The sequence below is a fragment of the Schaalia turicensis ACS-279-V-Col4 genome (assembly GCF_000296505.1).
Lineage (GTDB): Bacteria > Actinomycetota > Actinomycetes > Actinomycetales > Actinomycetaceae > Pauljensenia > Pauljensenia turicensis_A.
Genome location: NZ_JH815209.1, coordinates 643,728 through 664,122, shown reverse-complemented (window position 1 = coordinate 664,122; position 20,395 = coordinate 643,728). Strand labels below are relative to the sequence as shown.

Sequence of the window (20,395 nt, the reverse complement as noted above, 5' to 3'; positions counted from 1 at the left end):
GTTGAGACGCGTTGAACGCTCGCGCGGGTCGTTTCGCTGACGAGCGACAGGTACGATTGAGCCATGAATTCAACTCCTCGCCCCGTCCTCGTCGTTGATTTTGGTGCACAGTACGCGCAGCTGATCGCCCGTCGCGTTCGTGAAGCCTCCATTTACTCTGAGATCGTTCCTCACACCATGTCGGTCGCCGACATGCTGGCGAAGGACCCGGCAGCGATCATCCTGTCGGGTGGCCCGTCCTCCGTGTATGAAGAGGGCGCTCCGTCGATTGACCCCGCAATCTTTGATGCCGGTGTTCCGTTGCTTGGCATCTGCTACGGCTTCCAGACAATGGCCGCTGTCCTCGGAGGAACCGTCGGTCGCACCGGCACCCGCGAATACGGGCATACGGATGCTTCCGTCGGCACCTCGTCCTGCCTCTTCGCTGGCACTCCCGCTGACCAGGTCGTGTGGATGAGCCACGGTGATGCAGTCCAGGCGGCTCCCGAAGGGTTCGAGGTCACCGCATCCACCTCCGAAACCCCGGTTGCAGCGTTCGAAGATCGCTCCCGCAAGCTGTTCGGTCTGCAATGGCATCCCGAGGTCGGCCACTCGCAGTGTGGCCAGGACGCTCTGAAGAACTTCCTCTACGAAGGCGCTGGACTGGAACCCTCATGGACCGCAGGCTCCATCATTGACGAACAGGTCGAGGCGATCCGCAAGCAGGTTGGCGACGCTCAGGTGATCTGCGCGCTCTCCGGCGGTGTTGACTCTTCCGTGGCAGCAGCGCTGGTTCACAAGGCAGTCGGTGACCAGCTCACCTGCTTCTTCATCGACCACGGTCTGCTCCGCGCGGGCGAACGCGAACAGGTCGAAGGCGACTATGCGCGAGGCATGGGCATCCGCGTTGTGACCTGCGATGAATCCGAACGATTCCTCAGCGCGCTCGCGGGCGTTTCCGATCCGGAAACCAAGCGCAAGATCATCGGTCGTGAGTTCATTCGCTCATTCGAGGCTGCTCAGAAGCAGGTCATTGAACAGATCGGTGCGGAAGGTGGCGAGGTCAAGTTCCTCGTTCAAGGCACCCTGTACCCGGACGTTGTCGAATCCGGCGGTGGCGAGGGCGCAGCAAACATCAAGAGCCACCACAACGTTGGTGGCCTGCCCGACGACATGAAGTTCGAGCTCGTTGAGCCCCTGCGCACGCTGTTCAAGGACGAGGTCCGCGCTGTTGGTCGCGAGCTCGGTCTGCCCGACTACCTGGTTGAGCGCCAGCCCTTTCCGGGCCCGGGCCTCGGTATTCGCATCATCGGCGAGGTCACGAAGGAACGCCTCGACATCCTGCGTGCAGCTGACCTGATTGTTCGCGAAGAGCTGACTGCTGCTGGCCTCGATTCTGAAATCTGGCAGTGCCCGGTCGTTCTGCTTGCAGATGTTCGTTCCGTGGGTGTTCAGGGTGATGGTCGCACCTATGGCCACCCGATCGTCCTGCGTCCCGTTTCTTCGGAAGACGCGATGACCGCAGACTGGACCCGCCTGCCGTATGACGTGCTGGCGAAGATCTCGACGCGCATTACCAACTCGGTTGCAGAAGTGAACCGCGTGGTGCTGGACGTGACGTCCAAGCCGCCGGCAACGATCGAGTGGGAGTAGGCCGATAGGGTTCTGACCTGCATTTTTGAGTGCCGCACTGTGCCGCTGAGTTTCGTTTCGTACGAGAGTCATGGCAAAGCCACCAGCGATGTTGGTGAGTAAATGCGATAACCGAGCCTCCGTTCCCGCGTTGGGACGGAGGCTTTTTCTTTGTCGTTTTACTCCCTTTCACCTGCGATTTCGCAATTTACTCCCCCGTGTTTCAAGACGGCAAGGCACGGTGCGGCATTCGGAGGAACGGGAGTAAGGATTCATCCCAAGTGAGTAGACGCGCGATTTTTGTCCCCGAGAACGAATCGGGGCCGTTTTGGGGTCTGTGAAACTCAAATCGAACTCAATGGGCTTTTTGAAGGTCTCCGTATAGCGTTTCCCCAGTTGGTTAATGGGGAGTAAAGAATCTCGCCGTCTCAAGGAAAACGGGAGTAATCAGGGGAAATGCCGCTGCGTACTGCCGCGTACCGCCATGTAAGCCACCGCGTTTTTTACTCCCTATGTACGCCGGAAATGCCTTGGCATGCAATGGGGAGTAAAAACTCAGCAGACGCAGGAGCGGGCGGCGATCACCGCCTAGTCTGGCGTTCTGATTTGGTTGCGTTGATTGCAAAAAGCTAGGAGTCGCTACAGCGAGGCTTTCCAGTCCTCGTACTCGCTGTCGTCGATCTCGCCGTTCTCGAGCTGCGCGCGCTTCTCTGCCCACAGCTCGATTGCCATCGCGGCTTTGGGCGCGTGCGGCGCCATGGGGTTCAGGGAGAGGCCCGAGCCGTCGGCTGCGGGCACGATGCCGAAGGAGTCCTCGAGCCGCACGAGAAGCGACATGAGGTCGCCCGCGGTCTCGACGCCGTAATCCTTGAGGGCGTTGACGGAAACGACGAGCGCCGCGGAGATGGACTCCAGCAGCTCGGGCTTCACCGCGCGGATGCCGCTCTCGTAGTGGCGCACGGCCCCCTCGGTCAAGCCGACCGCCTCGGCGAGCTGCGCCTGAGTCATGCCTCGTAACTTGCGGTACCGCCTTATGTTCTCGCCTACGGACATGCGCCCTCCTCCTGGAATTACGTATTCGCACATCTTATCAGCGTACGCAAATGTACGCAATTCTATTGACAGTACAGATATGTACGTTTACTCTGAATCTGTAAACCGTACGTATATGTACGCTAATGATAGGAGGAGCCATGGACGAGAAGGTGGCGAAGACGCCGAGGCCGCACATGCTGGACGCCGACGAGGTCGCGGAGCTGCTGAGGATCAAGAAAGGCAGCGCCTACGAGGTGATCAGGAAGATAAACGCCGAGCAGGAGGCGCGCGGGCGCGTGGTGATCCGCGGGCGCGTCCGGAGCGACGTCTTCGACGCCCTGTACTTCCCGGAGGTGGACTGACATGCCGGTGTACAAGGACGACAGCAACGGCACGTTCTACGTGCAGTGCTACTACCGCGACGCCCGCGGCTCGAAGCGCCACAAGACGAAGCGCGGCTTCTCCTCCGAGGTGGAGGCCGCCGTGTGGGAAGGCCAGTTCAAGAGCCTTAACGGCGGGGCCATGGACATGACGTTCTCCGAGTTCGTCGAGGTGTACGCCTCAGAGGTGAAGCCGCGCATACGCGAGCACACGTGGATCACCAAGGAGTACATCATCAACGACAAGCTGGTGCCGTTCTTCGGGGACATGCGCATGTGCGACGTGAGGCCGATCGACGTCATCAGGTGGCAAAACGAGCTCACCGAGCACCGGGACGCCGACGGGAAGCCCTGGGCGCCGACGTACCTGCGCACGGTGAACAACCAACTGAACGCCATCTTCAACCACGCAGAGCGCTACTACGGCCTCACCGACAACCCGGTGCGCAGGGTCGACAAGATAGGCTCGAAGAAGGGCGGCGAGATGCAGTTCTGGACCAAGGACGAGTACCTGAGGTTCAGCGAGGCAGTCATGGACAAGCCGCTGTCGTTCCACGCCTTCGAGCTGCTCTACTGGACGGGCATCCGCTGCGGCGAGCTCCTGGCGCTCACTCCGTCCGACTTCATGCTGGAGAGCTCGCGGCTGCGCATCAACAAGTCGTACCAGAGCCTCCACGGCGTGGACACCGTTACCGACCCCAAGACGCCCAAGTCGGTGCGCACAATCGTCATGCCCGCCTTCCTGCGCGACGAGATGGCGGAATTCATAGAGCTCCGCGACGACGTCGCCCCCGACGAGCGCCTGTTCGCCGTGACCAAGCACTTCCTGGCCCACGAGATGGAGCGCGGGTGCAAGGCGTCGGGCGTGAAGCGCATCCGAATACACGACATACGCCACAGCCACGTGAGCCTGCTGATCGAGATGGGCTTCTCCGCGCTGGCCATCGCCGAGCGCATGGGCCACGAGGCGGTTGACATCACCTACCGATACGCGCACCTGTTCCCCACGAAGCAGGACGAGATGGCCGCCGCGCTCGACGGAGCGAGGGGGTAAGAAGGATGCCGTGCGAGAACAGCGCCCGCAAGCGCAGCAAGACGATGGCGTTCCGCTGCACGCCCGAGGAGCACAAGCTCATATGCGAGATGGCAGCTTGGAGCGGTATGAGCAGGCAGGACTACATCATCGCCAAGCTCACCGATACCCAGGTCGAGATGAGGCCCTCCGTGAGCGTTCAGAAGGCGCTGAGGGGCTCGATGGCGGAGTTGGCCAAGGAAGTACGGCTGGCGGTCTCCTACGGCGAGCTGAGCGATTCCCTGCAGCAGAGAGTCGAGCTCGTGATGAGGTTCTTCCTGGCACTCGGCGAGGGGGTTGACGATTCAGCGCCTGAACAGTTGCAGCGGGTCGCACCCCTGGAAGAGCCAGCGACAGCCGTAATGGATGCAGAATCCAACACCGCAAGCATCTTCGGAATGGGACGCGGTTAACACTCGTCTAAACGTAGACCTAGGGCTGCGATTCTTTAGTGCGATGATCGCAAAGCAAATAGTTAATCTTCCGGGAAAGGAAGTTAAGCGGTTCGCTCCTCGGCGTAGAGGATCTCGTTCTGCGCCTCCAGGATGCGCGCGGCGTCGCCGATGCGCTCGGCGCACCTCTCGCTTATCGACCTCAGGGCCAGGATTCCCTCGACGTCGAGCGGGTCCAGCTGGTCGGCGTGTGCCAGGGACTCGAGCAACTGGTCCAGGCCCCTCGCCAGCCTCCCGGCATCGCACACGGCATCAATCAGCTCCATGCGCTCCAACTTCTCTTCGTAACCCAACATCAGCTCGACTCCTTCTCTCAACGGACGTGTCGCGCAGCACCGTAGCCGTTCCATGTGGAGAGCCATCTCGCCGCCAGCGATCTCGTGCGCATATCGTCCGCAAGCGGCGCGGGAAAGCCGTCCGTCCCGATTCATGCTGCGGCACTTCAACCTGAGGTTACGCCGCCGTCCCCGCCACGACGTCGTCGTCAATCCCCGCAGGAGCCCAGCAACCGCCGACGGGCCGCATCCCACGCCCGGAGGGTCTCGGCGCCCACGCCGGATTCCATGCCGCACGCCTGCGCCCCTTTGATCCGAATACCCGCCCTGGCGCTCCTTGGACGCGCAGGGTCGCACGCCGGCGGGCGGCCAGCAAGGGTCGCGACACTTTTTCGGGTTCTTCGCCCCATGCGCTCCGCGCGCGAACAACGCGAAAAACTGCCGTCGGGAGATTTCTATATCCACGCCCGACTTCGCTTCCTCCCTTGCAGGCGCGCCCGCGCTGCATGCGACTCACGCGACGCAAGGCACGCCACAGGGGCGGGCCTTAAGAGTCTAAGGAGCAAGACATGAACGACATGAAGGAAAAGGCGATGGGCGCGGTCAAGGCCTTCCTCGAGCGCAAGGGCTACGAGATCGTCGACGAGGCCTGGCAGGGGCCCGAGGGCATCGGCGGGATCGACCTCGTGGCGGTGGACGAGGACGGGACCCTGGTGTTCGTCGACGCCACGGTCCGCATCGGGACGGACGGATTCCCCGAGGCCCACAGGGCGCGCGGGCTGCGCGAGGCGCTGGCGGCGACGTGGCTCTCCGGCAACGGCGACGACTACGCCGACACCCCGGTCCGCTTCGACGAGGTGGCGATGATGGTCGTCAAGGAGAACCGAGCGCTCCTGCGCCACCACGTCAACTGCTTCGGCGAGATGGAGCCGCTCTCCTAGGCGGCGCGCCCGGTCCCGGGCTCCCGGGGCCGGGCTTTTCCCGAATCCGGCCCCTGTACCACGAAAGCGTACATATCCGTACGTTTTCGTGGTACACTCCGCTTGTCGGACAAATCCGTACGGTTTTGTCCCGACGCTCCGAGACTCGGGGCGCGCCGGACCTGATGCGGCGAGGCGCGCCCCACACTAGAGAGGACGCGACCCATGCGCACGATAGCCATTTCCAACTACAAGGGCGGCGTCGGCAAGACGACGACCGCCGTGAACCTGGCGGCGATCTTCGCCGCCCGGGGCCTTCGGACCCTGCTCGTCGATCTCGACCCGCAGGCGTCTGCCACGGACTTCTTCGGCCTCTACGACCGGGCGGCCTCCGAGCGCCGCACCTCGGTCGAGCTGCTCTACGGCGGCGCCCCCGTGGAGGAGGTCGCCTACGCCGCCGGGGAGGGCCTCGACGTGGTGGCCTCGACCATCGACCTCGTCGACCAGAACGAGATGCTCCTGCGCGAGCAGCGACTCAAGTTCGCCCTCGACGACGCCTCGGGCTCCTACGACGTTTGCCTCATCGACTGCAGCCCCGTGATGCGCAGGCTCGCCTTCAACGCCTACCTCGCCGCGGCGGAGGGCGGCATGGTCGTCATCCCCGTCAAGCTCGACTCCACCGTGATGCGCGGCACGGCGCTCACCGTGGAGGCGACGCGCTCCATCGCGGACGCCCTGCGCATGCCCACGCCCAGATGGAAGATACTGCGCACCTGCGTGCCCGGCCGCATGACCAACGCCGAGGCCACGGGCGCGGCCGTGCTCGACGGCTTCTTCCCTGGCGAGCAGTTCGAGACGGTCATCCACGCGAGCAGCAAGGTCTGCGAGGGCAGCTGGCAGTGGAAGCCGGTGGCCGCCTTCGAGCCGGGGAGCCGCCCCGCGCGCGACTACGAGGCGCTCGCAGACGAGGTGTCCCGTGAGCTCGCCTAGCCAGGTGGCCGCGGGCTTCACTATCACGGGGCTCCTCGACGGCGCGTCGCGCACCCGCGGGCGCTACCCGGTGTCCGAAATCGCGGTGGCCGACATCGCCGACCACCCGGCGAACGCCGCCTACTCCATGGACCCGGCTGGCATAGCCGAGCTCGCCGAGTCCATACGCGAGGACGGCCTCACCGACCTGCCGCTCGTGCGAAAGGTCGGCGACGGCTCGTGGCAGATGGTCTCCGGGCACCGGCGCAAGGCCGCCTACGCGCTGCTCGCCAAGGACGACCCCGCCTACGAGAAGATGCCCTGCCGCGTGATAGAGGGCATCGACGACGAGCGGGCGGTGACGCTGCTCCACGCCGCGAACTACTTCACCCGCGCCCTCACCGTGACCGAGCGCGCCGCAGCGACGGAGGCGCTCAGGGGCGACGCCGTGCGCCTGCGCTCCGAGGACCCGTCGCTTTCCGGCATGCGCGTCGACGACGTGAAGGCCGCCATCATCGAGCGGCAGACGGGCCGCAAGGTCTCCGGCAAGACCATCGCGCGCGAGGAGAGGCTGGCCCGCCGGATCGCCGAGGACCTCTCGCCCGAGTGGGCCGCCGAGGCCGACCGCGGCAACCTCAGCGCCGAGGCGGTGCGCTCGCTCGCGGGCATGTCGAAGGAGCGCCAGGCGGAGATGCACGCCGCCATGGAGCCCTGGCGGCGCACCAAGCGGGAGCTCTCCGACTACGTGAGGAGCGAGGGCAAGACGCAGGCCGGCCCCGACGGGCGCATCGCGAAGGCCGCGAGGCTCGTCGCCGACTTCCTTGAGAGCCCGCCCGAGAGCCCGAGCGCGGCCGACCTCTCGCTGCTGCGCGAGATGGCGATCATGACCGCGCCCTACGCGGAGGCGGGCGGAGGAGCCCAGAAGGTTCGAAGAAGGGCCTCAGGTTCGAAATCCAGCAAGTAGCCTATGGCGTCCGACATCGCGTCGGGCGTCCATAGCACTTGGGGACCGGGCGGCCTCGGACCCGTCATGCCGCGGGCCGTTGGGGAGCCCGCTTACGCGAGGCCCGGTCCCAGAGGCGGCGCCCGAGCCGGGCTGCCGCCTGCGGGGGATCCCCCGCGCCCCTAGAGAGACGCGCCCGCCGCGCGGCGGGCCCGAGGAAAGGAATCCGCCATGGAAGAGGAAGCCGGCGCCGCCAAAGGCAAGGAGCGCCGCGTCACGTTCCGCATGGAGGGAGACGACTACGACGCGCTCTGCGAGCGGTGCGAGCGCGCGGGCCTAAGCAAGTCGGAGTACCTGCGCTACCTCGTGCGCATACCGCTGGCGACGGAGGCGAACGCGGGAGACGAGCATCGCATACTCGTCGACCGGAAGGCCCTGTGGGCGATGTCGCGCGAGCTCACGAAGTGGGGCTACCACTACAACCAGGCCGTGCACGCGATGAACCTCATCAACTTCCATGCGCGCCACGGGCACGTCGACCGGGACCTCGTCGCGGAGAGCATCCCGACGATCGAGCGAGAGCTCGCCGACGTGAACGCCGCGGCCCGCGAGATGGCGGCCGAGCTCGGGCGCATCGGGGCCGACTCGCTCGTGGAGGGCTCGCCATGCCGATCCTGAAGCCGATAAGCGGCCACGGCTCGACGGGCGGAATCCGCCGCTACCTCGAGAAGGGAGGCCGCGCCCTGGCGCGCGACCTGTTCAACCTGAGCTACGACGAGCGCGACGGCGGAGCGCTGGGAGACGAGGCCAAGGAGGCCTGCGCCTGGGACGCCGAGATGGACGCCACGCGCGCCGCCTTCGGCACGGACGCCCCCTGGAGGGGAAAGCCCGCGCGGACGTTCAAGCACTTCGTGCTCTCGCCGGACCCCGGCGACGACATCGACCTGGCGGCGCTGCGCGAGCTCGCGTGCTCGTGGGCTCTCAAGCACTTCGGCGACCACGAGATCGCCATCGTGTACCACGACGACAACGCCCGCGGCATACCGCACGCGCACATCGTCGTGAACAACGCGAATCTCCGCACCGGCTACCGCATGCAGACCCAGCACCCCGAGGACCTCAACCGCGACCTTCAGGACATGGCGCGCGAGCGCGGGCTGTCGGGGCTCTCCAACGACCGAGCTCCCGAATCCCCCTCGAGGGCGCGCGGGCATGCCGGCGCGGGCGGGCCCAGGAGCCGCAGGAGCGTCTACCTGGGCCGTGCCGAGAAGGAGATCATGCGCTCGGGCGGCTACTCGTGGGTCGGCGACATCCGCGCTCGAGTCGCGCTCGCCAAGACCACGGCGCGCGACGAGGCGGAGTTCCTCGGTATCCTCGACGCCCTGGGCGTGCACGTCGCCGACAACTCGGCCAAGGCGAGGCGGGACGACTGGGTGTTCAGCTTGGCCGAGGAGCCGTCCAAGAAGGTCAGCGGCGAGCGGCTGGGATTCGTCTACGGCAAGGAGATGCTGCGCCGCCGCTTCGAGCGCGAGGGGGCCTACCGCCCCACGGACGCGAGCGCCGCGCGCATCCGCGAGGCCGCCGAGCGAGCCCTCGAGCTCAACGACCTCTCGGAGCTGAGCAGGCTCTCCTCGGCGCTCGAGACCTGCGCGAAGTTCGACGTCGAGTCCATCGAGGAGTTCGGTCTCAGGATGTCGACGCTCGAGCGGCGCGGCCAGGCGGGCGGCGAGGGGTACCGCCGCCTCGAGGCTGCGCGCGCCTACATGGCAGAGAACGGGCTCATGCCGCTCAAGACCCGATACGGGAATGATGGCGGGCGCGGTGCGGCCGAGGGGAGCTTGCGCGACGGGCGCCGCGGGGACGAGCAGCAGCGCATACTCGCCGCCGAGCGGCAGCGGGCCCAGCAGGACCAGCGCAGGGAGAGGGGCCGGAGATGATGGTGAGGATAGAGTACGAGGGCGGCAGGACGACGCTGTTCGACACGCTCTCGTTCACGGAGGGGTCGCCGTTCTCCGGCGCGAACATGCTCACGGAGTTCGAGCTCGAGATGCGGGAGGAGCCCGAGAAGGGGCTCTGGCTCACGGCGAACTGGCATCAGGTGTGCGACGACTGGCGCGCCGACGCGCCCGCGGACGGCATCCCGGCGGCGCGCAGGTCCCGCGGCTGGCGCTTCATGCTGGCCTCGGAGGCCGAGCTCGCCCAAGCCCGGCCGCATCCTGCTCGACGGCGACGAGGCGTTCGCCCGGGTGCGCGGCTTCCTGTGCGACGCGGCAGCGATCGGCGCCTGCTACCGCGAGTACGTGGGCCCTCCCTCAAAACCGCTGAAGTCGCAGATAAGGGACCTGCAGCGCGCGCTGGGGAGAGCGGAGGTCCCGGGCGTGCCGGACGAGCTGGCGAGGCTGCTCGCCGAAGAGAAGGAAGAGGGCGCCGAGGAGGGCGCCCGCAAGGTCAAGGAAGATTGGGGTGACGTCGATGAAGAGGTTTGGTAGGTTCCTCAAGGCGGCGCTGAAGGTCACGCTGGGCTTTTTCGTCTGACTGTTCCGCGCTGTGTTCAAGTGGGTGATGTGAGAAGAGGAAACGAAAACCGTGTGGAAGCAACCTCGGAAAGCAGGAAAACGAATAAGGTCCCATGCTCGAGCATGGGACCTTATTCGTTAAACGGGTGGTTTATTCTCCCGTGTACGCGCCGACAAACAGCGGCGCATCGGCATCGTTGAACAGCGCGAACACGAAGGGTCGGTTGAAGACGAGCCTGACGGGCTCGGGCGGGTCCATCGGCAGAGCCCCAGCGCGGCAGGCAAACAGCGTGAAAGCTGCGCCCTCGGCCCCGTTGGGGTCGAGCTTGAGCATCGAGCTCTGTATCGCCCTGTCAAGCATTGTGTCCGCCTCGGTGAGGCTGCCGAGCTGGGCCTCGGGCGAGAAGAGCCGCCGCACTCCCATGGCCTTCATGGTGGAATCGAGACTCATGCCTTCCGTCTTCAGGTCGAGCTCGGGGACGACAAGCCCGATGCCTCCTTCGGGATGCTCGACGCCCTTCCTATCACGGCATCGGGAGATCAAGCTCCACGCCGAACCGCTCCCGATGAACTCTTCGATGCTGGCCGTTTCATCGGGCATGGCAAACACGGCTTGCGCTCCCGACTCCATGTGCCAGGTCACTGCGGTGCCGCCCGCTTCCCTGATAAGGTCTTCATAGAAGCTGAACCCGCCCATCATCGTGACGGTCGGAGTGGAGCTGGCGGCATGGAACAGCATATCCGTTTCTTCATCGTCCAGACGGTTGATCCACGTGTCCTTGAAGCGCATCGCGCTCATGAGGGCGAGCGTCGTCGAGGCATCGAGCTGCGGAGCCGAAGTGAACTTGCCTCCAGTGTTCTCGGCGAGCCAGCTCGACATCCGCGAATGAGCTTCTTCGCTGGCGGGGTTCGCCTCGACCGCCTTGCCATTCATATCGCTAATCGACTCTGCGTACGATCCGTGAAGCGGCGCTCGGTCGGGATCGGCCCAGATTGACGTGCCGATGGTGAAGCTGTAGTTGTCAGGCAGGCTTTCAGAGGGTTCACCGAAGAGCGCGGCGTGGGCGGCTTCTCGCGCATCCGCGTCGCCGAGCACCGTATCGATCTCGGCGAGCGTCTCCGCCTCCGCACCCCTTGCGAGCGCCTCGAGCGCAACCTGGAGGCACGCGGGCGAGGAAACGAAGCTCTTGCCGTCTCTGAGACCGATCTCGAGAAGCCGTGCGGCTATGGAGTCGAGCCCCTGTTCTGGGCTGGGCGCCAAGGCGATTTCTTTCATCTCCGCGGGGCTATCGGACACTGACGGCTCGGGTCCCCTTTCCGCGAGGGCTCGGGCGCGCTGGTCCTTCTCGACGATGAAGCGCTTGTGGTAGAAGAGGTCCGCGAAATCCAGGATTCTCTTCATCTGCGCGCTGTCGAACAGCGCCCCGAAGCCCGCGCCGATGACGGGGACCATCTTCCCGACGGTCTCGAGCGTCATCTTCTGCCCGATCTGGGTGAGCGCCTTCTTGAACACTCCAGCCTCGAGCGCCTTCTTGCCGCCGTTCTCGACCGCCTTGCGGGCAGCGCCGTTGGCAAGCGCGCGGATCTGGGCTATCGCGAGGGCGGCGCCGCCCTGCTCGACCATCGCCGACCAGCCCTTCTTCGCGGTCTGCTTGACCACTGCCGCTTCCGCGTAGACGAGGGCCTTGCCGATATACTCGCTCGAGGCGTCGACTTTGGCCTTGGGAGCGAGGGCGCTCTTGAACACCTCGCTCGCGATGACGAGCTCGGACGGGTCGTCTTTGACGTCGTAGCCGTAGAACATGGCGACTGACTGGACGGCCCTGAAATAGATGAGCATGCTGAGGACGAGGTTGGCGGGCAGACCCCAGAAGCCCGCGGCGCCCGTGCCTCCGCCTTCGGCGAGGGCTATGCCCATGTGGTGCAGCCTTTCGTTCGCGGACACTGCGGCGACGTCGTAGGCGCGCAGCAGGCATATCTCGGAGAGCGAGGAGACCTTCTGTTCCTGCTTGCCCTCGTTGATACGGGAAATGACGTACTCCCTGCTGACGCTCGCCTTCGCCGCCTGCTTCTCGAGTTCCCCGAATCCCTCTGCTGCCGCCTTGATGGCGTTTGCCATAAGTTCCTGCTCGGTTAACCCGTTGAGAGCGTCCTTCGCGGCCTTCCCAGCCTTATTGGCGAGGGCCTTCATGGGCGCGGGCACCGCCTCGCCGATCTGCTTACCAGCCTTCGCGAGTGTGCCGGGCGATGTAAGCTTCTCGTAGCGTTTCGCGAGGGTTTCAATCTCGTTGAACTCTCGCTCGTCGAGCGCGGGGTCCGGCATGATATACGAGCCGTCCTCGCCGACGAGGTTTCCCTCGAATACCTCTCCGTATTCGCCCCCGAATGCCTGGTGGGTCTTTTTTGCTCCGGCCTTGATCGCCTCGGCGCCGGCATTCACGGCTTTTGCACCCGCATCCGCGGCATCTGCAACGCCGGCTACCAACCTGTCTAAAAGGCCGCCTTTCTTCATATGGCCCGAATCGACTATTTCGTCGTCCATCTTCGCCTCCTGGTTTCGAGAACTGCATTCTCTGTAGGGGATGTAATTCTCGCGTGGGACCTGCTTCGTTCGTGATTATTCCACCGTATGTGACGGGCGCATGTCAGACAGTGGGTGTTGGCGTCTTATAGATGCCAAAAAGCATGGATGCTTCCGCGTTATGAGAGGTTTTGGGCGATGAATTCGGTTGCTGCTTGTTGTTTACGCCGTGCTCAATCCCTGTCGTCGCCGGCGGCGCAGCAGGCGTAGGCCGTGAGCGTGAGGAGCCCCATGAGGAGCCCTATTCCGAAGGGCGCGAATTCCTTCCTCCGCTCCGTCAGCTCGTTTACTAGGTTGCACCGCGAATCTCTGGCGCACGCTAAGGCGCGCTAAGGCTTCGAAAGCGTTCGTCGTCGAATGTCGCGCTAACGATGTTGTGCGGTGTTTGCTTTGAGTTAAAATATCTTGTATTGCAAAAGTAATGTTTCGGGAGCATTCGATGAGTTACATAGAGCTAGTGAAGAATGGTGCTGATCCTGCTGAAATACAGCAATACCTCGCACAAGGTGAGCAGGTTGCCATTACCATCAGGCTTCCCGAGAACTTACGTGATGCTGCAAAGGCCGCAGCTGCACTCCAAGGGACGAACTTCAGTGCGATGGTCCGAGCCGGGCTTATCGCACAACTTGCTGATTGGGCTGAGGAGGTGACGCGATGATTAGCCTCGAAACCAGCACAATGCAGCTCATCGGAGGCGATCTTGACGGCATTCGCATCTGCCGTGTCGAGGGTGAGTCTCTGGTGACCAGCGTTATCCCCAGGGATAATCTCCTAGAGGCCAAACAGTTGCCGGATATCCCGCCTCGAGGGATCTGCTACCTTCTCGATGAAGACCACGGGAACCTAAACCGCGTTTACACGGGCCAGACAACTCAAGGCGTGACCCGATTGGACGCGCACAAGGCAAGGAAATCAATCTGGAACAGGGCCATCATATTCCTGGACCACGAGGCCAGCATCGACAGAGGTGTCCTCGACGCTCTTGAGGCAACATCGATTTCTTCCATCACTTCCCACGGCTCATACGAAACGGACAACGCGAACATTCCTCACTCCCAGATAGGCCCTGATAAAGAGGAATCTTCGATCCTCGAAGACAATCTCGAATTCAATTCTCCCAGTGCCACTGCCGTATTCGCGTTGGGCGGAAGGCGAAACGGCTGGACAGAATGGATAAACACTAGCGGCGACACACTAGAAGCTGTCTACAGGAAGGGAATGGGGTAGATGAACAAGCATCAGCTCGCATCGAAGATCTGGGAGTCAGCCAACAAGATGCGCTCCAAGATCGAGGCTAACGAGTACAAGGACTACATCCTGGGCTTCATCTTCTATAAGTTCCTGTCGGAAACAGAGATTCGCTGGTGCAAGGCGCACGACTTCGAGGACGAGGACATCCGAGCGCTTTCCGAGGACGACCGCGAGACTGTTGAGTACATCCGGAAGAACATCGGCTACTTCATCAGACACGAGAGCCTCTTCTCCACCTGGCTGTCCGAGGAGTTCGCAGACACAAGTCGTAAGTTCTCCGTCGACGACGTGCGAACCTCCATCTCGGCCTTCAATCGCAACATTAACCCGGCTCACAAGAAGGTGTTCGAGGGTATCTTCGAGACTCTTGAGACCGGCCTGTCCAAGATCGGCGAGAACGCCGCCGCTCAAACGAAGGCCATCCGTGACCTGCTGGACACTATCAAGGATATCCCCATGGGTGGCCGTGCTGACTACGACGTCCTGGGCTTCATCTACGAATACCTCATCTCCAACTTCGCCGCGAACGCCGGCAAGAAGGCCGGCGAGTTCTACACGCCCCACGAAGTTAGCCAGCTCATGAGCGAGATTGTGGCTGAGCACTGCAAGGAGAAGAGCGAGATCTCCATCTGCGACCCGACCTCTGGCTCCGGCTCTTTGCTCATTAACATTGGTAAGGCCGTCGCCAAGCGCGTGGGCAGCTCGGACGGCATCAAGTACTTCGCCCAGGAGCTCAAGGAGAACACCTACAACCTCACACGCATGAACCTGATCATGCGTGGCATCCTTCCCTCAAACATCACCGCGCGAAATGGCGACACCCTGGAAGATGACTGGCCCTACTTCGACGAGTCGGATCCCGCGGGTACTTACAACCCGCTCTATGTGGACGCGGTTGTCTCTAACCCGCCGTATTCCCAGCGCTGGGACCCTACCGACAAGGAGGTTGATCCGCGCTATGCATACGGTTTAGCTCCCAAAAGCAAGGCCGATTATGCATTCCTCCTGCATGACCTCTACCATCTGCGCCCCGAGGGCATCATGTGCATCGTTCTGCCCCATGGCGTGTTATTCCGCGGTGGTGAGGAGGGCCAGATCAGGCGCAACCTGTTGGAGAACCGCCATATCCAAGCCATCATCGGCCTGCCGGCCAATATCTTCTTCGGAACCGGTATCCCCACAATCATCATGGTGTTGCGCCAGAAGCGCGACGAGTCCGATGTACTGATCGTGGACGCCTCCAAGGGCTTTGAGAAGGTCGGCAAGAACAACAAACTGCGCGCATGTGACATCAAGCGAATCTCCGACGTCGTGTGTGAACGTAAGAGCGTCGAAGGCTTCAGCCGTCTCGTCTCTCTTGATGAGATCCGCTCCAACGACTACAACCTGAACATCCCGCGCTATGTGGACTCGTCGGATAGACCCGAGAGCTGGGACATCTATGCGAGCATGTTTGGCGGGATTCCCGCTAGTGAAGTCGATGAGCTTGAGCGGTATTGGAATGCTTGGCCGAGCCTGCGCGACCAGCTCTTCGCGGGCGACGGCGCGTACGTGATGCCCGCTGTGGAGGACGTCCGTGCGGCGATTGAGGCAAATCCTGATGTGGTGGCGTACCGCGAGTCGTTCAACGCATGCATGGAGCCCGTCATCGACTGGGTCCACGATGCGCTTGTCTCCGACCCGTGCGCGGTAGATGCCGCAAGGATGGAGCAGTCGATCGCCTCCAAGCTGTTCGAGGCTCTCGAAGGCATCGAGCTTGCCGATCCGTATGCTGCATACCAAGCGCTTGACGACACATGGACAGCGAATGTATCTCTCGACCTGGAGGTGCTCCAAACCGAAGGTATGTCCGCCGCCACCAAGGTTGACCCGCACATGGTGATCAAGAAGAAGAACAACAAGGAAGTCGAGGTTCAAGACGGCTGGGAGGGGCGCGTCATCCCGTTCTATCTGATCGAGGCGACGCTGCTCAAGGATCAATCCGATGCGATCAAGGCACTGGAAGAACAGCTGAGCGCATGCACGTCCGACATCGACCAAAGCGCCGAGGAGCTCTCCGAAGAGGAGCGCGAGGCCCTCTCGGAGGCGCTCGACGACGACAATGCGGCGTGGAAGGTCGCCGAGGTCAAGAAACTCGCGAAGGCTCTTGCTGCTGAGGTCAAAACAGATCCCGAGCTCAAGGGCTATGTCGCAACGCTGAAACGCGTCCAGGATCTCATCGATGAGCAGAAGAAGCTCAAGGGTCAGATCAAGACTGCCGGGGCCGAGCTTCATGCATCATGCAAGGAGACCATTGAAGCGTTGACTGACGAGCAAGTCCAAGAGCTTCTCTCCAAGAAATGGATTGCGCCGTTCGCAAACGCCGTGTACGGAATGCCAAGCGTCCTCGTTGATGACCTGGCCTCGAAGGTAGACGCCCTCAGCTCCAAATACGAAACGACGCTGAAAGACCTCAGCGAGCAGATCGAGGCGAGCGAGAGGGAGCTTTCCACCATGATCGACAACCTCGTGGGAGACGAGTTCGACATGGCCGGACTGGCTGAGCTTCAGAAGCTCCTTGGTGGTGAGTAAGTGGTGAGTAACGTGGAGAGCAGAAAACCAAAGATCAGGTTCAAGGGTTTCACTGACCCTTGGGAACAGCGTAAGTTAGGAGACTGCTTCGAGTTCTTGAAGAACAACACTCTTTCACGCGCTGGTTTGAATGGCGAGAATGGCACTGCTCGCAATGTTCATTACGGAGATATTCTTATTAAGTTCGGTGATTGCCTCGATGGCGAACGAAGCGATTTGCCGTTCATTACCGACGATACAGTGCTTCCCAAATTTGCTGGGTCGATACTTCGCGAAGGTGATGTCATTTTCGCCGACACAGCAGAGGACGAAGCGGCTGGCAAGTGTGTTGAACTGCGGAAACTACCCAAAGAGCCAACTATCTCGGGGTTACATACGATACCGGCGCGGCCTCGGTTCCCCTTTGGGGCGGGTTACCTGGGGCACTACCTTAATTCCGATGCATACCACAGACAGCTTCTTCCCTTAATGCAGGGGATCAAGGTGATTTCCGTTTCAAAGGCCGCACTGCAAGATACACAAGTAAGATTTCCTGGCTTGTCGGAGCAAACTGCCATAGGCGCGGCGTTGAGTGAGATCGACCGCCTCATCACCCTTCATCAGCGTGAGCCACGATTTGCTGATACAGGTTAAATAAGAGTCGAAAGAGCCCTCATGACGATGTCAATGTCCTTGTTCTCGAGCTCTTGGATGACGTGCAGATAGGTTTCCTGAGTGGTGGTCATGCTTGCATGCCCGAGCCTTCGGGATACGCTGGCGATGGATACGCCAGCGAACAGCAAAAGTGATGCATGTGTATGCCGCAACCCGTGGACGGATATGGCAGGCACGCCAACATTTTTGCAGTGGCGCGCTAAAACGCTGTTAGCCGTCGAGTTATAGACCTTTCCCTTCGCAAATATGGGCTCAGTCGGCGGAAGATCTTTGAGTAGCCCAGAAAGTTGCATGATGAGTTGCCAGTCGAGTTGAACCTTCCGCACCGAGGAGGCGTTTTTCGTGGGGACGAATCCACCGCCGTTCTTGTAATCCCAGGTCTTGTTCACCGAAAGCGTTTGATGAGCGAAGTCAAAGTCTTCGGGGGTAAGCCCAAGGGCTTCGGAGAAGCGAAGGCCCGTTTTAGCGACTACGAGAATAAGCCAATCCCAACTCGGCCCGCCTGATAAATCAAGGTCGCCGAGCATGGCATGAAGCTCAAACTGATTGAGATACTTGATCTTTTTCGCACGCGGCTGTTTTCCTTTAATAATAGCCTTGCGCGTAGGGTCGCGGGGAATGAATCCTTCGTCAACTGCGTCAAGGATCGCCCCCTTAAGCTGATGGTGGAAGTCCATGGTTGTCTGGCGTTCGTGGTGCTCTGCATAACCATTAATGAGCTGCTGGTACGAGGTCCGGTCCAGATCTTTTATCTTCAGGTCTGGAATCAGTTTGGCTAGCCAAGACTGCGTGAGACGGTACTTTCCCATGGTGACCTCACGGATGGCCCCTTCTTTGTAGACGCTAATCCATTGCGAGTAGTAATCGCAGAAAAGCGACTCTTCATTGATACTGATTGGCATTTTTACCCTCTTTCATCATGTGGGGTGGCTCACGCTGATGAAGGGTGATGAGGCGGTCGAGACGGGAGAAGAAATCGCCGATTGCAGCCTGCTCTTCGACACCCGGAAGGCTGATTTCTTTACTGAGGAATTCTTCTTTTGTAATTCCTTTAATTGCCGAACCCTGAACCATATGAAGCTCAGAATTAAGCTTCTTGTAAATCGAATAACAAAGGAACGACGCGTCGCCTTTCAGCTCGGAAAGCGAGACAAAATCTTGGCTCGTTGTATAGGGAAAAGGCAGGTAAACGAGCTTACCAACACCGACATGAGTAACCACAGCGATAGAGTTTTTGGGGACAAGCAAGGCTGCTGATTTGTTCAGCCCTTCCGGCGTTATAGCCTTTGGGATATCGATGTCAAACAGTTCGTTTTCTACGACGTTCGAGGATTGAATCCATGGTATGACGCCACCCCAGTACTCATCATGCAATGTGCTTGGAGTGCCACCACCATAAGTTGATCCTACTGTATCCCCCAACTTACGCTGTTCCCAAGCTGGCGTCGAAGGCGATTGTCGCTGTGTGCTCTCAGCATCTCGAGTTACCGTGAATTCGCGAATTGCTAATAATCCTTCAATAATTTTGCAGGCACTAGCGACCATCGCTAGGGAAGTGAAACATCTTTCACTGAATTTGAAGTTTTGGGTATTAACCCCGGTTTTTTGGGAAGAGCCTCTGTGAAAATTTGATTTTTCACCGGCTCAATAGAGTTATCGGTGTTCGCAAATGGGGTTTGCGAACTTCTCTTTGGAAGAGTACCTTTACTATGGAACCGTTCTAAGCAACAAAGAAGGGGCGTTTGGGATGCGTTTGAGGGCAGCTCGACCTAAGGAGGGGATCTTCCGCATGAGGGGGAGCGGGCTTTTAGCAGCCCTTCTTTGCTGCCTGCTGCTGATAACACTTACACCTGCTGAGGCGATCGCGGCACCGCGATCCCTGGGCAACGATGGCTTAGAGGGCGGGCAACCCGGCACGATTAGGGGCAAGGTTTACGATGACCACCGCCACAACCCCGAGATCTACAACGCTTCCACGCGTCTCGACCCGCAGGACTGGCCGATCGCAGGCGTCAAGATGAAGGCCATGCTGATTAAGTCTGACGGCACGGTGATTATGTCTCGCGACGAGTTCAACAACCCGGTGCCGTTCGAGGCCACCACCAACGCGGATGGTGACTACACTTTCAACTTCCGTCCAGCGCTGCGCGAAGCGTATAACTTGCCTGCCGATGCAGAGAACCCGCGCGTACGTATCGAGCGCTTCGACCGGGTTCGGGTCTGGGTTGATGAGTCCAACTACAACCCTGGTGGCCCGCTTGCAGATTTCACCCCCAAGCGCCTCAACGGCGGCGGCCGCTTCAACGTCGTTGACACGCTAACCCTGTCATGGTTGGGAACCACAAACTACATTCATGGTTCGATCTCGAACTTCAACATGGCTTTCCGCCCCAAAACGAAGACCGCCGCAGACGAGAACGACGCTTGGAACAAGGATGATGTGAACGGCCACCCTGCCAGCCGTCAGTCTCCCGCCGACCCGCTGGGCGACGAGTACGACAAGAAGGGCAAGCACCTGCCGAAGAACCAGTGGGTGCCTTCGTCGCGTCACGTTGCGCCAGGTAAGCGCAACGTTGACACTAACCTTTTCCTGTGCGGCCACGTTTATGCCGACCGCACGTTCAGATTTGACCGCTGGGATAGCGCGCCGGGCAAGAGAGACCGAACTGCAGCTAAAGACCCGGCTGTGCCTGGCGTGCGAGTTGTGGTTTCTTCTTATGCCCAGGACGGCCTCGGCAAGCCGACGGACATTTTGCAGACCCGCTACGACTACACCGATATGGACGGCGCGTTCTGCATCGGCTGGGACGATGTATCCGAAGTTCATAACCGCCCGATTTCGGCGGGTGCTTCGCCTGCCAAGTTCATGGTGACCATCGAGCCGCCAGCGAACTATGAAGAGGCAGAGGCCGATATCAAGGCATTGATTAACAAGGATCGTCGCCCGCAGGCTGAGGATGCTGGCACCGAAAAAGCCAAGTCGGAAGGGCTTTATAACGAGCTGCTGAAGCCTGAAAATAAGAGCCGCATCCTGAAGGCAAGTTCTTCGGGCAGTGGTTTGCCCGAAGGTTTCGCCGCGGTTGGTGCCAATGGCTGGTAGGGCACGATCCGCCCAGCTTATGGTAACGCAGGCGCCCCGTTTGGCACTGGTGTTTCTTCAGTCGA

Annotated in this window: 20 protein-coding genes; 15 read left to right on the top strand and 5 right to left on the bottom strand. The window is 61.2% G+C overall.

Annotated elements, in window-relative coordinates; translation table 11 throughout:
* Positions 1 to 63 precede the first annotated feature (63 nt).
* Positions 64 to 1,632: a glutamine-hydrolyzing GMP synthase gene (gene guaA / locus HMPREF9241_RS06710; protein WP_006681533.1), complete on the top strand. Its 1,569-nt coding sequence runs from the start codon at positions 64 to 66 to the stop codon at positions 1,630 to 1,632.
* Positions 1,633 to 2,250: 618 nt separating this feature from the next.
* On the opposite strand, the gene HMPREF9241_RS06705 is transcribed toward guaA, so the two are convergent.
* Positions 2,251 to 2,664 (bottom strand): helix-turn-helix domain-containing protein, encoded by a 414-nt coding sequence (locus tag HMPREF9241_RS06705; protein WP_006681532.1) that lies wholly within the window; start codon positions 2,662 to 2,664, stop codon positions 2,251 to 2,253.
* 140 nt (positions 2,665 to 2,804) lie between these two features.
* Here HMPREF9241_RS06705 and HMPREF9241_RS06700 point away from each other — a divergent pair, with 140 nt between their 5' ends.
* The 3 genes from HMPREF9241_RS06700 to HMPREF9241_RS06690 are packed head-to-tail and all read left to right on the top strand — an operon-like array spanning position 2,805 to position 4,511.
* The gene (locus HMPREF9241_RS06700) at positions 2,805 to 3,008 is read left to right on the top strand and encodes a hypothetical protein (protein ID WP_006681531.1); all 204 of its coding nucleotides are present in this window, start codon (positions 2,805 to 2,807) and stop codon (positions 3,006 to 3,008) included.
* A 1-nt stretch (position 3,009) separates the two neighbouring features.
* Positions 3,010 to 4,080 carry a site-specific integrase gene (locus HMPREF9241_RS06695; RefSeq protein ID WP_006681530.1) on the top strand — a complete coding sequence of 357 codons (1,071 nt, stop codon included), beginning with the start codon at positions 3,010 to 3,012 and terminating at the stop codon, positions 4,078 to 4,080.
* 5 nt (positions 4,081 to 4,085) lie between these two features.
* Positions 4,086 to 4,511, top strand: a complete 426-nt coding sequence (locus HMPREF9241_RS06690; protein ID WP_006681529.1) for a plasmid mobilization protein — start codon at positions 4,086 to 4,088, stop codon at positions 4,509 to 4,511.
* Positions 4,512 to 4,594: 83 nt separating this feature from the next.
* Here HMPREF9241_RS06690 and HMPREF9241_RS06685 read toward each other — a convergent pair whose 3' ends face one another.
* Positions 4,595 to 4,846 (bottom strand): hypothetical protein, encoded by a 252-nt coding sequence (locus HMPREF9241_RS06685; protein ID WP_006681528.1) that lies wholly within the window; start codon positions 4,844 to 4,846, stop codon positions 4,595 to 4,597.
* A 548-nt stretch (positions 4,847 to 5,394) separates the two neighbouring features.
* Between HMPREF9241_RS06685 and HMPREF9241_RS06680 the strand changes: the two genes are divergently transcribed.
* The 6 genes from HMPREF9241_RS06680 to HMPREF9241_RS09500 all read left to right on the top strand — a co-directional run bounded on the left by HMPREF9241_RS06680 (position 5,395) and on the right by HMPREF9241_RS09500 (position 10,146).
* The gene (locus HMPREF9241_RS06680) at positions 5,395 to 5,766 is read left to right on the top strand and encodes a YraN family protein (RefSeq protein ID WP_006681527.1); all 372 of its coding nucleotides are present in this window, start codon (positions 5,395 to 5,397) and stop codon (positions 5,764 to 5,766) included.
* Positions 5,767 to 5,970: 204 nt separating this feature from the next.
* The gene (locus HMPREF9241_RS06675; RefSeq protein WP_006681526.1) at positions 5,971 to 6,735 is read left to right on the top strand and encodes a ParA family protein; all 765 of its coding nucleotides are present in this window, start codon (positions 5,971 to 5,973) and stop codon (positions 6,733 to 6,735) included.
* On the top strand, positions 6,722 to 7,678 hold the full coding sequence (locus HMPREF9241_RS06670; RefSeq protein WP_006681525.1) for a ParB/RepB/Spo0J family partition protein: 957 nt from the start codon (positions 6,722 to 6,724) through the stop codon (positions 7,676 to 7,678). The genes HMPREF9241_RS06675 and HMPREF9241_RS06670 overlap by 14 nt, the downstream gene beginning before the upstream one ends.
* Before the next feature lie 210 nt (positions 7,679 to 7,888).
* A complete protein-coding gene (locus HMPREF9241_RS06665) occupies positions 7,889 to 8,335 on the top strand; it encodes a plasmid mobilization protein (RefSeq protein ID WP_006681524.1) in 447 nt (148 codons plus the stop codon).
* Entirely contained in the window at positions 8,323 to 9,594 is a 1,272-nt protein-coding gene (locus HMPREF9241_RS06660; protein WP_006681523.1) for a relaxase/mobilization nuclease domain-containing protein, read from the top strand. The genes HMPREF9241_RS06665 and HMPREF9241_RS06660 overlap by 13 nt, the downstream gene beginning before the upstream one ends.
* Before the next feature lie 309 nt (positions 9,595 to 9,903).
* The gene (locus HMPREF9241_RS09500; RefSeq protein WP_207326477.1) at positions 9,904 to 10,146 is read left to right on the top strand and encodes a hypothetical protein; all 243 of its coding nucleotides are present in this window, start codon (positions 9,904 to 9,906) and stop codon (positions 10,144 to 10,146) included.
* Positions 10,147 to 10,324: 178 nt separating this feature from the next.
* Here HMPREF9241_RS09500 and HMPREF9241_RS09420 read toward each other — a convergent pair whose 3' ends face one another.
* Positions 10,325 to 12,715 carry a serpin family protein gene (locus tag HMPREF9241_RS09420; RefSeq protein WP_006681521.1) on the bottom strand — a complete coding sequence of 797 codons (2,391 nt, stop codon included), beginning with the start codon at positions 12,713 to 12,715 and terminating at the stop codon, positions 10,325 to 10,327.
* 478 nt (positions 12,716 to 13,193) lie between these two features.
* Between HMPREF9241_RS09420 and HMPREF9241_RS06645 the strand changes: the two genes are divergently transcribed.
* From HMPREF9241_RS06645 to HMPREF9241_RS06630, 4 genes are all read left to right on the top strand, one after another.
* Entirely contained in the window at positions 13,194 to 13,412 is a 219-nt protein-coding gene (locus tag HMPREF9241_RS06645) for a hypothetical protein (protein WP_006681520.1), read from the top strand.
* Positions 13,409 to 13,981, top strand: coding sequence for a DUF4357 domain-containing protein (locus HMPREF9241_RS06640; protein WP_006681519.1), 573 nt, complete (start codon positions 13,409 to 13,411; stop codon positions 13,979 to 13,981). The genes HMPREF9241_RS06645 and HMPREF9241_RS06640 overlap by 4 nt, the downstream gene beginning before the upstream one ends.
* Positions 13,982 to 16,576, top strand: a complete 2,595-nt coding sequence (locus HMPREF9241_RS06635; protein ID WP_006681518.1) for a type I restriction-modification system subunit M — start codon at positions 13,982 to 13,984, stop codon at positions 16,574 to 16,576.
* Between the two features lie 96 nt (positions 16,577 to 16,672).
* Entirely contained in the window at positions 16,673 to 17,209 is a 537-nt protein-coding gene (locus HMPREF9241_RS06630; protein WP_207326476.1) for a restriction endonuclease subunit S domain-containing protein, read from the top strand.
* Here HMPREF9241_RS06630 and HMPREF9241_RS06625 read toward each other — a convergent pair.
* Complete coding sequence (locus HMPREF9241_RS06625) at positions 17,206 to 18,132, bottom strand: site-specific integrase (RefSeq protein ID WP_006681516.1); 927 nt, start codon at positions 18,130 to 18,132, stop codon at positions 17,206 to 17,208. The two genes, HMPREF9241_RS06630 and HMPREF9241_RS06625, sit on opposite strands and share 4 nt — an antisense overlap.
* Positions 18,113 to 18,775, bottom strand: coding sequence for a restriction endonuclease subunit S (locus tag HMPREF9241_RS06620; protein WP_006681515.1), 663 nt, complete (start codon positions 18,773 to 18,775; stop codon positions 18,113 to 18,115). The genes HMPREF9241_RS06625 and HMPREF9241_RS06620 overlap by 20 nt, the downstream gene beginning before the upstream one ends.
* Before the next feature lie 124 nt (positions 18,776 to 18,899).
* Between HMPREF9241_RS06620 and HMPREF9241_RS06615 the strand changes: the two genes are divergently transcribed.
* Positions 18,900 to 20,330 (top strand): hypothetical protein, encoded by a 1,431-nt coding sequence (locus HMPREF9241_RS06615; RefSeq protein WP_006681514.1) that lies wholly within the window; start codon positions 18,900 to 18,902, stop codon positions 20,328 to 20,330.
* The last annotated feature ends 65 nt before the right edge of the window (positions 20,331 to 20,395 follow it).

Bases quoted from the DNA above. Each gene is read 5' to 3' on its own strand.
- guaA (WP_006681533.1), top strand. From the start codon at position 64: ATGAATTCAACTCCTCGCCCCGTCCTCGTCGTTGATTTTGGTGCACAG.
- HMPREF9241_RS06705 (WP_006681532.1), bottom strand. From the start codon at position 2,664: ATGTCCGTAGGCGAGAACATAAGGCGGTACCGCAAGTTACGAGGCATG.
- HMPREF9241_RS06700 (WP_006681531.1), top strand. From the start codon at position 2,805: ATGGACGAGAAGGTGGCGAAGACGCCGAGGCCGCACATGCTGGACGCC.
- HMPREF9241_RS06695 (WP_006681530.1), top strand. From the start codon at position 3,010: ATGCCGGTGTACAAGGACGACAGCAACGGCACGTTCTACGTGCAGTGC.
- HMPREF9241_RS06690 (WP_006681529.1), top strand. From the start codon at position 4,086: ATGCCGTGCGAGAACAGCGCCCGCAAGCGCAGCAAGACGATGGCGTTC.
- HMPREF9241_RS06685 (WP_006681528.1), bottom strand. From the start codon at position 4,846: ATGTTGGGTTACGAAGAGAAGTTGGAGCGCATGGAGCTGATTGATGCC.
- HMPREF9241_RS06680 (WP_006681527.1), top strand. From the start codon at position 5,395: ATGAACGACATGAAGGAAAAGGCGATGGGCGCGGTCAAGGCCTTCCTC.
- HMPREF9241_RS06675 (WP_006681526.1), top strand. From the start codon at position 5,971: ATGCGCACGATAGCCATTTCCAACTACAAGGGCGGCGTCGGCAAGACG.
- HMPREF9241_RS06665 (WP_006681524.1), top strand. From the start codon at position 7,889: ATGGAAGAGGAAGCCGGCGCCGCCAAAGGCAAGGAGCGCCGCGTCACG.
- HMPREF9241_RS06660 (WP_006681523.1), top strand. From the start codon at position 8,323: ATGCCGATCCTGAAGCCGATAAGCGGCCACGGCTCGACGGGCGGAATC.
- HMPREF9241_RS09420 (WP_006681521.1), bottom strand. From the start codon at position 12,715: ATGGACGACGAAATAGTCGATTCGGGCCATATGAAGAAAGGCGGCCTT.
- HMPREF9241_RS06645 (WP_006681520.1), top strand. From the start codon at position 13,194: ATGAGTTACATAGAGCTAGTGAAGAATGGTGCTGATCCTGCTGAAATA.
- HMPREF9241_RS06640 (WP_006681519.1), top strand. From the start codon at position 13,409: ATGATTAGCCTCGAAACCAGCACAATGCAGCTCATCGGAGGCGATCTT.
- HMPREF9241_RS06635 (WP_006681518.1), top strand. From the start codon at position 13,982: ATGAACAAGCATCAGCTCGCATCGAAGATCTGGGAGTCAGCCAACAAG.
- HMPREF9241_RS06625 (WP_006681516.1), bottom strand. From the start codon at position 18,132: ATGCCAATCAGTATCAATGAAGAGTCGCTTTTCTGCGATTACTACTCG.
- HMPREF9241_RS06620 (WP_006681515.1), bottom strand. From the start codon at position 18,775: ATGGTCGCTAGTGCCTGCAAAATTATTGAAGGATTATTAGCAATTCGC.
- HMPREF9241_RS06615 (WP_006681514.1), top strand. From the start codon at position 18,900: ATGGGGTTTGCGAACTTCTCTTTGGAAGAGTACCTTTACTATGGAACC.